The sequence below is a fragment of the Acidovorax radicis N35 genome, from assembly GCF_000204195.1.
Taxonomy (GTDB): domain Bacteria; phylum Pseudomonadota; class Gammaproteobacteria; order Burkholderiales; family Burkholderiaceae_C; genus Acidovorax; species Acidovorax radicis.
Genome location: NZ_AFBG01000019.1, coordinates 629395 through 643390, shown reverse-complemented (window position 1 = coordinate 643390; position 13996 = coordinate 629395). Strand labels below are relative to the sequence as shown.

At 65.1% G+C, this 13996-nt stretch carries 12 protein-coding genes; 2 read left to right on the top strand and 10 right to left on the bottom strand.

The genetic code is table 11. The features are described from left to right. Positions 1-8: 8 nt before the first annotated feature. From ARADN35_RS0112710 to ARADN35_RS0112690, 5 genes are all read right to left on the bottom strand, one after another. Positions 9-1004 carry an ABC transporter permease gene (locus ARADN35_RS0112710; protein WP_010462683.1) on the bottom strand — a complete coding sequence of 332 codons (996 nt, stop codon included), beginning with the start codon at positions 1002-1004 and terminating at the stop codon, positions 9-11. Further along, a complete protein-coding gene (locus ARADN35_RS0112705; protein ID WP_035197116.1) occupies positions 1001-2665 on the bottom strand; it encodes a sugar ABC transporter ATP-binding protein in 1665 nt (554 codons plus the stop codon). The genes ARADN35_RS0112710 and ARADN35_RS0112705 overlap by 4 nt, the downstream gene beginning before the upstream one ends. A gap of 184 nt (positions 2666-2849) precedes the next feature. Continuing rightward, positions 2850-3803, bottom strand: a complete 954-nt coding sequence (locus ARADN35_RS0112700) for a sugar ABC transporter substrate-binding protein (RefSeq protein WP_010462678.1) — start codon at positions 3801-3803, stop codon at positions 2850-2852. Between the two features lie 350 nt (positions 3804-4153). Beyond that, the gene (locus ARADN35_RS0112695; RefSeq protein ID WP_010462676.1) at positions 4154-5836 is read right to left on the bottom strand and encodes an AMP-binding protein; all 1683 of its coding nucleotides are present in this window, start codon (positions 5834-5836) and stop codon (positions 4154-4156) included. Between the two features lie 80 nt (positions 5837-5916). Beyond that, on the bottom strand, positions 5917-6657 hold the full coding sequence (locus ARADN35_RS0112690) for an FFLEELY motif protein (RefSeq protein ID WP_010462675.1): 741 nt from the start codon (positions 6655-6657) through the stop codon (positions 5917-5919). Positions 6658-6750: 93 nt separating this feature from the next. Here ARADN35_RS0112690 and ARADN35_RS0112685 point away from each other — a divergent pair, with 93 nt between their 5' ends. Further along, a complete protein-coding gene (locus ARADN35_RS0112685; RefSeq protein ID WP_010462673.1) occupies positions 6751-7647 on the top strand; it encodes an esterase/lipase family protein in 897 nt (298 codons plus the stop codon). A gap of 313 nt (positions 7648-7960) precedes the next feature. Here ARADN35_RS0112685 and phhA read toward each other — a convergent pair whose 3' ends face one another. The 5 genes from phhA to ARADN35_RS0112660 form a co-directional block, all read right to left on the bottom strand. After that, on the bottom strand, positions 7961-8800 hold the full coding sequence (phhA, locus tag ARADN35_RS0112680; protein WP_010462670.1) for a phenylalanine 4-monooxygenase: 840 nt from the start codon (positions 8798-8800) through the stop codon (positions 7961-7963). 65 nt (positions 8801-8865) lie between these two features. Beyond that, positions 8866-9834, bottom strand: a complete 969-nt coding sequence (locus tag ARADN35_RS0112675; RefSeq protein WP_010462668.1) for a Bug family tripartite tricarboxylate transporter substrate binding protein — start codon at positions 9832-9834, stop codon at positions 8866-8868. A gap of 74 nt (positions 9835-9908) precedes the next feature. Continuing rightward, positions 9909-11021, bottom strand: coding sequence for a 4-hydroxyphenylpyruvate dioxygenase (gene hppD, locus ARADN35_RS0112670; RefSeq protein ID WP_010462666.1), 1113 nt, complete (start codon positions 11019-11021; stop codon positions 9909-9911). A gap of 186 nt (positions 11022-11207) precedes the next feature. Continuing rightward, positions 11208-12197, bottom strand: coding sequence for a lipase secretion chaperone (locus tag ARADN35_RS0112665; RefSeq protein ID WP_010462664.1), 990 nt, complete (start codon positions 12195-12197; stop codon positions 11208-11210). A gap of 3 nt (positions 12198-12200) precedes the next feature. Beyond that, a complete protein-coding gene (locus ARADN35_RS0112660) occupies positions 12201-13142 on the bottom strand; it encodes an esterase/lipase family protein (RefSeq protein WP_010462662.1) in 942 nt (313 codons plus the stop codon). A gap of 164 nt (positions 13143-13306) precedes the next feature. Here ARADN35_RS0112660 and ARADN35_RS0112655 point away from each other — a divergent pair, with 164 nt between their 5' ends. Continuing rightward, positions 13307-13789: an Lrp/AsnC family transcriptional regulator gene (locus ARADN35_RS0112655; RefSeq protein ID WP_010462660.1), complete on the top strand. Its 483-nt coding sequence runs from the start codon at positions 13307-13309 to the stop codon at positions 13787-13789. Positions 13790-13996: the final 207 nt, after the last annotated feature.

Here is a 13996-nt window from a genome sequence, read left to right as displayed (position 1 = left end):
ACCGTGATTCAGTGTGCAGCGCGGCGCTGGCGCAGCGTGTCCACGATGACGGCCGCCACGATCACAAAACCCGTGATGATGCGCTTGCTGGGCTCGCTGGCACCCACCTGGGCCAGGCCTGCCTCCAGCACCGCGATGATGAGCACGCCAAAGGCCGTGTTGATCACCGAGCCGCGCCCGCCCATGAGGCTGGTGCCGCCAATCACCACGGCGGCGATCACCTGCAGCTCCATGCCCGTGCCCGCGTTGGGGTCTGCGGCTTCGAGCCGGGCCGACTGCATCAGCCCTGCCAGCCCCGCGAGCAGGCCAGTCATGGCAAACACGATGATGCGGATGGGGCGCGGGTCCACACCCGCCAGGCGCATGGCTTCCTCGTTGGTGCCGATGCCCACCACACAGCGGCCGAACACCGTGCGCGACAGCACCAGCTGCGCCACCACCACCAGCACCACCGCCAGCAAAAACGCGAACGAGATGCCGCCAAAGAAGGGTGCCGACAGCCACGAGATCGCATCGCCCACGTACTGCGTGCGCGAGTCAGTGACCACATACGCGCTGCCGCGCACGGCTTCGAGCATGCCCAGCGAGACGATGAACGAAGGCAGCCGCCAGGCCACCGAGATGGCCCCCGTGATGGTGCCGCACACCAGGCCCGTGGCCAGCGCCAGGGCGGCGGCGGCGGGCACTGTCCAGCCCCACTGCAGGATGGCGGCGGCCGAGGTGGCTGCGGCCAGCGCCATCACTGAGCCCACCGACAGGTCGATGCCCGCGATGATGAGCACAAAGGTCATGCCCACGGCCATCACGGCCAGGGCCGGGATCTCGTTGGCGATGGTGATGAAGGTTTCGGTGCTCCAAAAGTACTCGGACAGCGACGAGAACAGCGCCACCATGCCTGCCAGCACGGCCAGCAGGCCCAGGTAGGTGCCCAGTTGGCTGCGCCAGACCGAGGCGGAGGAAGGTGCTGGCGCGGATGCGGCAGCCGACGTGATGGGGGCGTTCATGCGGTGACAGGAGAAGGGGTTAAAGAGGTTGTGTTGGTGCGCCCGCCGGGCTCGGAAAACGCCGCCGCCAGCAGGGATTGTTCAGACCACTCACCGCGCTCGAACACCGCCACCAGGCGGCCAGCGCTCATCACGCCGATGCGATCGGCCATGGCCATCAGCTCGCGCAGGTCGGACGACACCATGAGCAGCGCGCGGCCTTCGGAGGCCATGCGGTCCAGCTCGCCATACAGCTCGGCGCGTGCGCCCACGTCCACGCCGCGCGTGGGTTCATCGAGCAGCAGCACGCGGCCTTCGCGGTGCAGCCAGCGGGCAAACACCACCTTTTGCTGGTTGCCGCCCGAGAGCTGGCCCACAGGCTGCTCGGCGCTGCGGCAGCGGATGCCCAGCGTGCGCACAAAACCTTGCACCAGGCGGTTTTCCAGCCCACGCTGCAGCCAGCCGCCGCGCGAGACGGCCGACAGGTCGGACAGCGTGGCGTTGATGCGAATAGGCTGCGCCAGCAGCAAGCCCTGGGATTTGCGGTCTTCGGTGACCAGACCCACGCCTGCGGCGATGGCCTGCAGGGGGGAGGCGAAACCACGCGGGATCGTGCGCGGTGCGGCTTGGGAAGCCTTCGGGTTTTTGTTTGCTATGTTTTTTGCAGCTGATGGCGCTTGTTCATCAAGCGCCAGGGCCTGTTTTTGTTCAAATTCGGGGTGCAGTGTGACGCTGCCCCGGTCTGCCCGGTCCGCGCCAAACAGCAGCCGGATCAGTTCGGTGCGGCCCGATCCGACCAGCCCGGCAATGCCAAAGATCTCGCCCGCGCGCAGCTCCAGGCTCACGTCCTGCACGGCGCTGCCTCGGCCCAGGCCCTGGGCGCTCATCACCACCGGGCCGACGGGGCGGCGTGGGCGGTGGTCCAGGTCGCTCACCACGCGGCCCACCATGCGCTGCACGAGGTCGTCCTCGCTCATGCCGGCCATGGGGCGCACGTCCACCAGACGGCCGTCGCGCAGCACGGCCACGCGGTCGGCAATGCGGCGCAGCTCTTCGAGCCGGTGCGACACATAGACGATGGCCACGCCGCGTGCGGTGAGGTGCGCGATCTGCTCGAACAGGTAATTGGTCTCGCGCGGCGTGAGCATGGCCGTGGGCTCGTCGAGCACCAGGATGCGTGTGTCGTCCTGCAGGTTGCGCGCGATCTCCACCATCTGCTGCTGGCCAATGCCCAGCTGCGAAACGGGCGTGGCGGGGTCGATGCTGTCAAGCCCGATCTTGGCCAGCTGCGCGCGTGCAGCCGTATGCAGCGCATCGCGCTGCAGCCAGCCCAGGCGGTGGGGCAGGCGGCCCATCAACAAATTCTCGGCCACGGTGAGTGTGGGCACCAGGCCCAGCTCCTGCATCACCATGCGCACGCCTTGGCGCTCGGCATCGCGGCGCGAGGTGGGCGTGTAGGTTTGGCCGCCGAGCAACATGCCGCCGCGCGTGGGCTGCTCCAGCCCGCACAGGATCTTGGACAGCGTGCTCTTGCCCGCGCCGTTCTCGCCGGTCAGCGCCAGCACCTCGCCCGCAAACAGCTCCACATTCACGCCATCGAGCACCGTGGCGGTGTAGTCCTTGCCCATGGCCCGAATGGCGAGCAAGGGCGTGGACTGGGAAGCGGGGGAGGGGATTTGCATGGTGGGGTTCGCTGAGGCGGGCCGCGGGGTGGCGTTCATTCTTTGGGCGGTGAACAAAGCTCCGCGAAACGATTCTGGCGAGGCACCGTGTCGCAGTCAGTACGGGTAGTACGACAAGACACGGCAACAACGCCAGAAGCGTTTTGTTCGCCGCTCTCTGGCTTCTCTGCTGGTTGCTACTTACTTACTTGCTGCCCTTGGTCACCAGCACCACATCCGTCTTGACGGCTGCAGGCAACTGCGCCTGGGGCGTCTTGGCGGCCAGCGCCTTCTGGGCCAGCTCGATGCCGAACACGGCCTGCTTGGCGGCGTACTGGTCGGCAGTGGCCAGCACGCGGCCATCGGCCAGCATGGGCTTGATGGCGCCGATGTTGTCGTAGCCCACCACCTGCACCTTGCCGGCCTTGCCAGCGGCCTTCACGGCGGCCACGGCACCCAGGGCCATGCTGTCGTTGCCGGCCAGCAGGGCGACCAGGTCAGGGTGCTCGCGCATCATGCCGGCGGCCACGGTGTTGCCTTTTTCGATCTCCCAGTTGCCGGACTGCACGCCCACCACGGTGATGTTGGCGGCCTTCATGGCGTCCTGGTAGCCCAGGGTGCGCTGCTGTGCATTGAAGGTGGTCGACACGCCTTCGATGATGCCGACCTTGTCGCCGGCTTTCAGCGTCTTGGCCAGGTGGTCACCCACCAGCTTGGCGCCCGCGCGGTTGTCGGGGCCCACGAAGGGCACGGTGATGTTCTTTTCCTTCAGCGCATCGGTATCGAGCTGGTTGTCGATGTTGACCACGATGATGCCCTTGTCGATGGCGGCCTTGACCACGGGCACCAGGGCCTTGGAGTCGGCCGGGGCCAGCACGATGGCACTGACCTTTTGCGCCATGGCCTGCTCGATCATCTTGATCTGCGCGGCGGTGTCGGTCTCGTTCTTGATGCCGTTGGCCACCAGCGTGTATTCGCTGGCGTGCGCCTTCTGGTGCGCCTTGGCGCCGTCTTCCATGGTGCGGAAGAACTCGTTGGCCAGCGACTTCATGATGAGCGCGATCTTGGGCTTGTCCTGCGCAAACGCAGGGCTGGCCAGCAGGCTGCCCACAACGGCGAGGGCGGCGGCGGTCTGAACGGAACGGCGGGTGAACTGCATGGGTTGTCTCCTGTTGGAATGGTGGGCGAGAAAGGCGAGCGGACAGCGGTGCGCAAGGTGCGCGAAACCCGGGGAAAAGCCACGAATGCGCGCGACCCGGTGCCTTGTCGCCAGTGGATCATATCCAAAGCAAACGTTTGCGCAAACGTTTGCTAGTCAGTAAAAACCCGAACAAACGGGAGCTGAGAGGGGTTGCTGGACGGGTTCTCCGTGGCCCTTCACCCGTGCCGAAACCGTGCTGTGTCTCCCCGTTTTCACAGGAAACGGGCAAAGAAAAAGGGCGCCGGAGCGCCCTTGGTTGCAATGGAGGGGCTGCCACGCTGATTTGCGCAGCCACCGGGTGAAACGCTCTAGGCCTTGCGCAGCTCCCTGCGCAAGATCTTGCCCACATTGCTCTTGGGCAGCTCGTCGCGGAACTCGATGTACTTGGGGCGCTTGTAGCCGGTGAGGTTTTCCTGGCAGTAACGGGCCACGTCTTCCTCGCTGAGGGTGGGGTCGTTCTTGATGATGAACACCTTGATGGCCTCGCCCTGTTTCTCGTCGGGGATGCCGATGGCCGCGCATTCCACCACGCCAGGGCACAGGCTGATGACCTGCTCCAGCTCGTTGGGGAACACGTTGAAGCCGCTCACCAGGATCATGTCCTTCTTGCGGTCGATGATGCGGGTGTAGCCCTGGGCATCCATGATGCCGATGTCGCCCGTGCGCATGAAACCGTCGGGCGTGAACGCCTTGGAATTTTCTTCGGGCTGGTTGTAGTAGCCCGTCATCACGTTGGGGCCGCGGATGCAGATCTCGCCCGACTCGCCCTGGGCCAGGCTGTTGCCTGCGTCGTCCTTGATGGCGATGTCGATGCCCGGCAGCGGCAGGCCGATGGTGCCGCTGAACTCGGTGTTGGTCACGGGATTGTTGGTGCCGATGGCGCAGGTTTCGCTCATGCCCCAGCCTTCGATCATGGTGCTGCCCGTGGCCTTTTGCCACTGCTTGGCCGTGCCTTCGCTGGCCGCCATGCCGCCAGCCTGCGACACGCACAGGTGCGAGAAGTCGAGTGTCTTGAACTGCGGGTTCTGCAGCAGCGCGTTGAACAGCGTGTTCACGGCGGGCAGCATGTGGAAGGGGCGCTTCTTCAGCTCGGCAATGAACTTTGGAATGTCACGTGGGTTGGGGATCAGCGTGAGGCTGGAGCCCTGGCGGATGGCCAAGAGGCACAGCGTGAGCGCGAAGATGTGGTACAGCGGCAGCGCGGCGATGGAGTTGGCTTTACTGAGGTCACCCACCTTGGACAGCGCCGGGGTGAACCAGGCCTCGGCCTGCAGCGTGGCGGCCACGATGTTGCGGTGGGTCAGCACCGCCCCTTTCGACAGGCCCGTGGTGCCGCCGGTGTACTGCAGGAAGGCAATTGAATCGAGCGTGGCCTGGCTCGGGGTGAGCGACTTGTGCTCGCCCAGCGACAACGCCTTCTTGAACGTGACGACCTTGCGGCCACCCGTCAGTGGCAGTTCGTAGGCGGGCACCATCTTGGCCAAATGGCGCACGGCAAAGGTGATCCATTTGCCGAACCAGAAGCCCAGCAGGTCGCCCATGGACGCCATCACCACATGCTTGACGGCCGTGTGGTCAATGACCTCGGCCAGCGTGTGCGCAAAGTTCTCCAGGATCACGATGGCCGTGGCGCCCGAATCCTTGAGCTGGTGCTCCAGCTCGCGGGCGGTGTACAGCGGGTTCACGTTGACGCAGGTGTAGCCCGCGCGCAGCACGGCGGCCATGGTCACGCCGAATTGCGGAATGTTGGGCAGCATGATGGCCACGCGCGCACCGGGTGCGAGGCCCAGGCTTTGCAGGTAGGCACCCAGGGCCGCCGAGTGGCGTTCCAGTTCGCCATAGCTCATCCACTGGTCCATGCAGACCGAAAACGGGCTCGATGCGTGTTTGCGGAAGGACTCTTCCAGCAGGTGGGCCACAGAGCGGTATTGCTCGGGCTGCACGTCGTGCGGTACGCCCGGGGGGTAGCTCTTGAGCCAGATCTTTTCCATGCGCTTGTTTCCTTCGCTTGTGCTCGCCAAATGCCATTGATAGGTGGGCACAGATTGTGGAAGCAGGTGGGGATGATCGGTTACCGGGCTTGTCCTAGTGTGTTTGCGAGTTGGGTCCCGCAGGTGACAGCATCCGCGTCGAACAGTTGCTCCATCAGGCTGCGTTCACGCGCTTCGATGGTGGCCAGGAACTGCTCTACCCCGCCGCGCTGGCGCGCGAGCTGGCCGAAGGTGTCAAACCCCGCCTCCAGAAACCGCTGCAGCGCGCCCATGCCGGCAGCGTTCGCGGGGCCGCGCATCATGCGCAGCATCATCCGCAGGCCCGGCGTGCGGGTCAGGCGTGCCAGGTCGGTGCCCATGGCCAGCACGCGCTGCAGCTGCTCATGGCGCGCATGGCGCTGGCCTACGGTGCGCCAGGCAGCGGTGTAGCGGGCGGCATCGCTGGCTGCGTCGGCGTGGAGCAGCCACGCGCGGCCCATGTCCTGGTCCAGCCCCTCGGTCTGTGCATGCAGCACGGCCAGGGCCATGGCCGTGGCCACCACGGGCTGGGGGAACATGGTCTGCAGCGTGCCTGCGATGCGGCCAAACTGCAGATCGCGGTCGGTGTAGTCGGTGTCGCTGTAGAGCTCTTCCAGAAAGAACCGGGCCGCCGGGCCAAACGAGGGCGAGCCCATCAGGTCCGCATAGGTGCCCCGAAAGCGCCGTGCTTGCAGGGTCTTCACGCTGCCCACCGCCGCGCCCAGCGCCGGGTCGCCCGTGCGGTGCAGGCGCAGGGCGGTCACGTCGGCAATGCAGTCGCGGATGGTCTGGGCGGCATCCATGGGGCTGGGTCCTTTCTACTTGCGGGAGGCGCCAGGGCGGAGCCCAGGCGCCACAATGCGGCTGGTGAATTACAACATCTGCCCACCACCACCATGATCGCGCGCTGGCAAAGAGTCCTTCTCCTGTTCATCCTGCTGGCCATGGCCGCCTGGCTGGTGTGGCAATGGCCGTATTCACCGTTGCACGCTGTGCTGGGAGCACTGTTGCCGCTGGGCATTTACCTCTTGGTGATGGCGGTGGAGTTTGTGCTGATGCACCACACCAACCGTGCCGATGCCGCGCCGCGTGCGCGCCCCTCGCAGGTGCTGGCCGCCTGGTGGGCCGAGGTGTGGGTGGCGTTGCTGGTGTTCTGCTGGCGCCAGCCGTTTCGCCACCAGTCACTGCCCGACTGGCTGCCCGCCACGCCAACGGGCAAGCGTGGTGTGGTGCTGGTGCATGGCTTCATGTGCAACCGGGGTCTGTGGCTGCCCTGGTTCGCGGGCCTGCGCGCTGGGGGCCATGCCCATGTGGCGGTGAACCTGGAGCCGGTGATGGGCTCGATTGACGAATACGCCGACATCATTGAAGACGCTGTGTTGCGGGTGACGGCCGCCACGGGCCAGGCGCCGGTGCTGTTGTGCCACAGCATGGGCGGGCTGGCGGTGCGGGCGTGGCTGCGGGTGCACCAGGCCGATGGGCGGGTGCATCGGGTGTTGACGCTGGGCACGCCCCACGGAGGCACGTGGCTGGGGCGCTTCAGCCGGGCGGTGAATGGGCGGCAGATGAGCCTGGCGGGGGATTGGGTGGTGGCGCTGCAGCGGGCCGAACCGGCGGGGCGGGCGGCGCTGTTTACGTGCTGGTATTCGAACTGCGACAACATTGTGTTTCCCGCGAGTACCGCCAGTTTGCCGGGGGCGGACAACCGGTTGGTGGATGGGGTGGCGCATGTGCAGATGGCGTTTGATCCGGGGGTGATGAAGGCTTGTCTTGAGGAGATGGGGCGGGGGTGATTTTTTGATTGTTTTGGCCTCTAGCGCTTATGTATAAAGCGCTAGCAGCTATTGTTTTTGTAGTTGTCGAGTTTTCGCCTACCGTTCGGGCTGAGCCTGTCGAAGCCTGGGCGCGCTGGTTTGAAGCGCATGCTTGTGGCGAGTGCGGAGGCCGGGAGTCACCCCGGCCCCCGCTCTCAACCCAGGCACGCCTTTCAAACCAGCACGCCCCGGCTTCGACAAGCTCAGCCCGAACGGTTGAAGGTTTGCTATAGAAGTAATAGCTTCCAGCGCTTGATGGACAGGCGCAAGCAGCCAATTTCATTCGAAAAACTCAAGCCGCCACCGCATCCCGCTCATCCGCCGCAAACTCCGGCAACCCCCGCAGCCGCTCATAGATCGGCGCAAAGTCCGCCGCCGTCATCTCAAACAACTGCTCAAAACTATCGATCACAAAATACGTCTGCTGGTACGTATCGATCTTGTAGCGCGTGCGCATGGTCCGCTCCAGCTGCAGCGGAATCCGCTGCGGCTCCGGGCTCTGGACCGAATACGCCAGCTCGCCCGATGAACTCAAAATGCCCGCGCCGTATGCCCGCAGCTCCCCCGCCTCGCGGATCAACCCGAACTCGATGGTGTACCAATAAAGCCGCGAGAGCATCTCGCAAGACCCCAGCCCCTGCGCCTTCAGCCCGCCTTGCCCATACCGCTGCACGTAGTCCGCAAACACCGGGTTGAACAACAACGGCACATGCCCGAACAGGTCATGAAAAATGTCAGGCTCGACGATGTACTCGAACTCCTCGGGCTTGCGGATCCAGTCCGTCACCGGGAACTTGCGGTTGGCCAGCAGGGTGAAGAAGGGCACCTCCGGGATCAGCCCGGGCACGCCCACCAACTCCCAGCCGGTCGCTTTGTAGAGGCGCTCGTTCACCTCTTCAAACCGTGGAATGCGGTCACTCGCGCCCAGGGAAGGCAGGGCGTCAATGAACGCCTGGCTGGCCAGGCCCGGCAATAGCGCGCGCTGGCGTTCGTACAGGCGCCGGTACGTGTCGTGATCGGCGGCGGTGTAGCTCGCGTAATCCTGCGGGCAGGTGTAGTCCTCGCTGGCACGCGAGTAGTCGCCACGCGGGGGGCGGGTGGATTGGCCATAGACGACGGGGGCTTGTCCCATTTTTTTCTCCTTTGCCGCCATGGTCGGCGCACCGCGACGGGGGTGCGCACCAGCCCACGCGGCTGCTAATCGATCTTGATTTTTGCGGCCCGGATCAGGAACTCGTACTTGCTGTTTTCCGAGCGCACAAACTGCGCAAACCCGTCGAGCGTGAGCTCTTCGGGCGTGATACCCATCTTCTTGAACTTCTCCTTGCCGGCTGGCGAATGCATGGCAGCGGTGAACGCGTTGGCATAGCGGCGCGCATCGGCGTCGGGCAGCGAGGCGGGCGCAAACAGGCCGAACCAGGTCGACACGTTGAAGCCCTGCACGCTGTCGTTGATGCTCGGCACGTTGGGCAGCGCCTCATTGCGGCTCAAGGTGGTCACGCCCAGCGCCAGCAGCTTGCCCGACTGGATCTGCGGCAGCGCCGATGCCAGGTTGTCAAACACCATCAGCACCTGGCCGGACTCCAGCGCAGCCAGTGCGGGCTTGGAGCCCTGGAACGGCGTGTGGCCCATCCTGGTGTTGGTGAGCGACTTGAACATCTCGGCCGAGATGTGGCCGATGCTGCCGTTGCCGCCCGAGCCGTACTTGGCCTGGTCCGGGTTCTTCTTGAGGTACTGCACCAGCTCCGGCGTCGTCTTGATGCCCAGCTTGGCGGCCTGCTCGGCATTCACCACCAGCACGTTGGGCGTGCGTGCCACAAGGGCGATGGGTTTGAAGTCATTGAGCGCGTTGTAGGGGAAGTTCTTGTACAGCCAGGGGTTGACGGCGTGGGTGGCCACGGCGCCCATCAGCACCTGGTTGCTGGTCTTCCCGGCTTTGGCGACCTGGTCGGCGCCGGTACTACCACCCGCCCCCGGTTTGTTCTCCACGGTAATGGAGCCAAGCTGGGCTGCAGCACCTTCGGCCACGATGCGGGCCGAGATGTCCAGCGGACCACCAGCGGGGTAGGGCACCACGATGGTGAGCGGGGCAGAGGGGCTTTGGGCCATGGCAATGGTGGCCACACAGGTCAGGCCAACACTGAACAGGGTGCTACGGAGCGACATCGGGATCCTTTTGAGTTCCGGGGAGCGCGCAGTATAGGCATCTGTTCAGGGTTAACCCATGGATGTCTGATGTCTTACGTGTTCAGTACGCCGCGGCGGATCTGGTCGCGCTCCAGCGATTCGAACAGCGCCTTGAAGTTGCCTTCGCCAAAACCGTCGCGGTAGTCGCCTTCGCGCTGGATGAATTCAAAGAACACCGGCCCCAGCATGGGGGTGGAGAAAATCTGCAGCAGCAGGCGCGGCGTGCCATCGGCGGTGGTGCCGTCGAGCAGAATGCCGCGCGCCTGCAGTTCAGGCACGGGCTGGCCGTGGCCGGGCAGGCGGGTGTCCAGCATTTCGTAGTAGACGTCGTTGGGCGCGGTGGCCAGCGAGACGCCGGCCATGCCCAGCTTGTCCACCACGTCCTGCAAGTTGTCGCAGATCAGCGCGATGTGCTGGATGCCTTCACCGTTGAACTGCATCAAGAATTCTTCGATCTGGCCGCCGCCCTGCTTGGATTCTTCATTCAGCGGGATGCGGATCTTGCCGTCGGGCGCGGTCATGGCCTTGGACGTGAGGCCCGTGTATTCGCCCTGAATGTCGAAGTAGCGGATCTCGCGGAAGTTGAACAGCTTCTCGTAGAAGTTGGCCCAGAAACCCATGCGGCCGCGGTACACGTTGTGCGTGAGGTGGTCGATGAGGTTCAGGCCGTGGCCCACAGGGCGGCGGTCCACGCCTTCGATGAATTCGAAGTCGATGTCGTAGATGGACTTGCCGTCTTCAAAGCGGTCAATCAAATACAGCGGTGCGCCGCCAATGCCCTTGATGGCGGGAAGGCGCAGCTCCATCGGGCCGGTGGGGATCTCGATGGGCTGGGCACCCAACTCCAGCGCGCGGTTGTAGGCCTTGTGGGCGTCCTTCACGCGGAAGGCCAGGCCACAGGCCGAAGGGCCGTGCTCGGCGCCAAAGTAGGCGGCCTGGCTGTGGGGCTCGCGGTTAAGGATGAAGTTGATGCCGTTCTGGCGGTACAGCACCACATCCTTGGAGCGGTGCTTGGCCACGAGCGTAAAGCCCAGCTTCTCGAACACACCTTCCAGCACGCCAGGGGTGGGCGAGGTGAATTCGACGAATTCGAACCCCATCAGGCCCATGGGGTTGTCCCAGGCTTCGAGCTGGGCGGCGGTTTGTTGCGGCAAGGCGGCGTTCATGGGGTGTCTCCGGCATTCGTTGAGGAATGTCATGGACTGTAGGCGCGCCCTGCCTCATGTTTCTGGCGAAATCAAGAGGCTTTGGCCTCCGATTTGCAGGAATGTTGTGAATGATCAAATTTCAGCGCAAGACCAGGGCGCTACCTCGGTATGTGGCGGCTGTCTCTTGCGTGGGGCCAGGGGAGCTCAGGAGCCTGACGCAGCAGGTGGCAGGCGCCGCAGCGCCAGGGCGGCGTCGATGCGTTGCTGCTCCTCGGCGGAGAAAAGCTGCTGGCGCAGTTGCTGCAATGCGGGGCCTTCGCCTTGTTGGCCGCGCGCCTCGTTGTACTGGTCAAGCCGCTGCTGCCAGTGTTGTTCTTCCCGGTCGAGCTGGGCCATGGCGTGGGCAGCGGCCTCGCCGTATTGCGCGCTGCGTGCTGCATGGCGGGTGCGCTCGTCGGTGTTTTGTGCGTTGAACGCGGCGGTCTGGGCGGCGGCGTTCAGGTGTTCGGTGGTGGCGGCGCGCTCGGCGCGGCGCGCTGCTGGCAATTCATTCTCTGCATCGCGGAAGGCCTGGGCGCGCTGCTCGGCGGTAAGCTGGGGGTTGCGTTCGATTTCCAGGCGCGCCAGGGTGTAGCGGTCGAGCTCCGCCTCGCGGGCGAACAGGGCGTCGTGCTCGGGGCCGTCAAAAAACTGCTGGCGTACCTTGTGGCGGGCTTCCAGCGCCTCGCGCAGGGCACCGGGGTCGTTCGGGTCCTGGGGAGGGCGCAGCTGGCCCAGCGCCACGCGGTAGTCCACGTAGCGCTCGGCCAGTGCCAATGCGCGCGTGGCCAGGGCTGCGGGGAAGTGCTTGCCCACCAGCCCGGCCAGGCGTTGTTTGAGTGCGGCGGGGTCTGTCGCGCCGTCCTCCAGGGCTTCTGTGAGCAGCGCCTCCAGCGTGTCGCGCAGGCCGTGCACCAGCAAGGGGTCTTCACTGCGGTCGGGGTCGGAGGCGCGGCGGGTGGCAAAGAAGCTGCTCTCCATGGGCCGTGCCGACGGGGGCTGGCCCGCCCCGGTGGCCTGCGCGGCAGCGGCGCCGGGCTCCGGGCGCAGGCCCGCCGCGCCCGGCAAGCCTTGCTGCGAACCCAGCCACCAGACCACGGCGGCCGTGGCGACGACCAGGGCCGCTCCTGCCGCGAAGGCACGGGCGCGTTTCACGGCTTACAGGCCCTGCGTCTTGAGGCGGTTGGCCTGCTGGCGGTACAGCGTCACCGGGTCTGTCGAGAACCAGTCGCGCAGGCCCAGCAACTGGTTCACTTCATCGAGGTGGTTCTGGCGGTAGTCGCCCAGGTGTTTTCCCAGGCGCGAGGAGCAGGCCGACACCAGGCCATCGTTGGCTTCGCCGAACACCAGGCCCAGCACGCCCAGCAGCGCGTCGCTTGCATCCAGCACGTTGGTCAGGGTCTTGGTGCCCGTCCAGGAGTAGTAGCGCACGCCGTTGACGAGTTCTGCGCCACTGCCGCAGCCCGAGGTGGGCACGCCTTGTGGAAAGCGGCGGTTGAAAGCGGCGGAGCCGACCGTGGTGAGCGAGTCCAGCGCTGCGGTGGGCATCTGCGGCAGGCCCGAGCCGCCCGAGGTCAGGTTGATCAGTGCGACCAGCGCCGATGCGGCCCCGCTGGCGATGGTTTCGGAGACCGAACCTGCGGGCGCCACGCCGCGCATGATGTCGGCCACCCGCGATCCACGGTTGACCCCGCCGACCGAGGTCACCGAGGCGATCTTGCCCGGTGCCACCCCGGCGACATAGCGCGCCGTGGGCCCACCGTGCGAGTGGCCCACCAGGTTCACCTTGGCCGCGCCCGTGATGGCCAGGATGGTGTTCACCTGCGCGAGCAGTTGTTCGCCCCGGACCTCGGTGCTGTTGGCGGCCGACACCTGGGCCACGTAGACCTTCGCGCCGCCCTGGCGCAGGGCGTCGGGGATGCCGTAGAAGTAGTCGACGCCCAGGGCCGAATCAAACCCGAAGAGTCCATGTACGAGCACGATGGGGTAGCGGGTCTGGGTGGTGCCCGTCTGGGCCTGCGCGCTGGCGCCGATGAGCAGCAATGCGGCCGTCGCGGCCAGAAAAAATCGCCTCGACAAGCGGCTGAGAAATCCGGTCATGCAGTTGTCTCCATAAATATGTTTTTTTGTGCCTACAAAAAAGAACGACCGTTCGTTTTTGCAGGATTTATTCTTCTTTTCTTCGTGCGGAGTCACTATCGGGACATACCCCAGCCTGCAATTCAAAAAGCGCAAAAAGTAAAAACTTCATAGAATATTGCGTCATGCAAGCCTTAAACGCACTCGACAAGCTGGACAGGGCCATCCTGCGCCGCCTGCAAGAAAATGGCCGTGAGACGTACGACGTCATCGGCGAGCAGGTGGGCCTGTCGCCCAGTGCGGTGTTGCGCCGCGTCAAGCGCCTGGAAGAGAGCGGCGTGATCGACCGGTACGTTGCATTGGTGCCCCCCGAGGCCGTGGGCCTGGGGCTGACCGCCTACCTCAACGTTCGCCTCGAAAAACACACCGAAAGCCACAAGCGCAACCCCATGGACCTGTTCCGTGCCAGCGTGCAAACCTGGCCTGAAGTGGTGGAGTGCGCATCGCTCACGGGCGAAATGGACTACCTCCTGCGTGTGGTGGTGGCCGACATGGCGCACTACAGCCGGTTCATCATGGACACGCTGCTCAAGCACCCCAGCGTGCAGGACTGCAAGACCAGTTTTGTGCTGGACCGTGTGAAGGCGACCACGGCGGTGCCTGTGTGACAATCCGCGCGCCCTCGATGGTGGGGGAGAACCTGTTCAAGGTCTTTTCGGGGATCGCATTGGAGTGCAATCGGGATGAGTGGATGTTTCGGATGCGCCGCATGGGCTCATGCCCATGCAAGCAGCGGGGCGTCCAATCGCCCGATTTCACGCCAACCCTTCGGGCAAGGTACTTGTGCGACCCCGAAAAGACCTTGAACAGGTTCT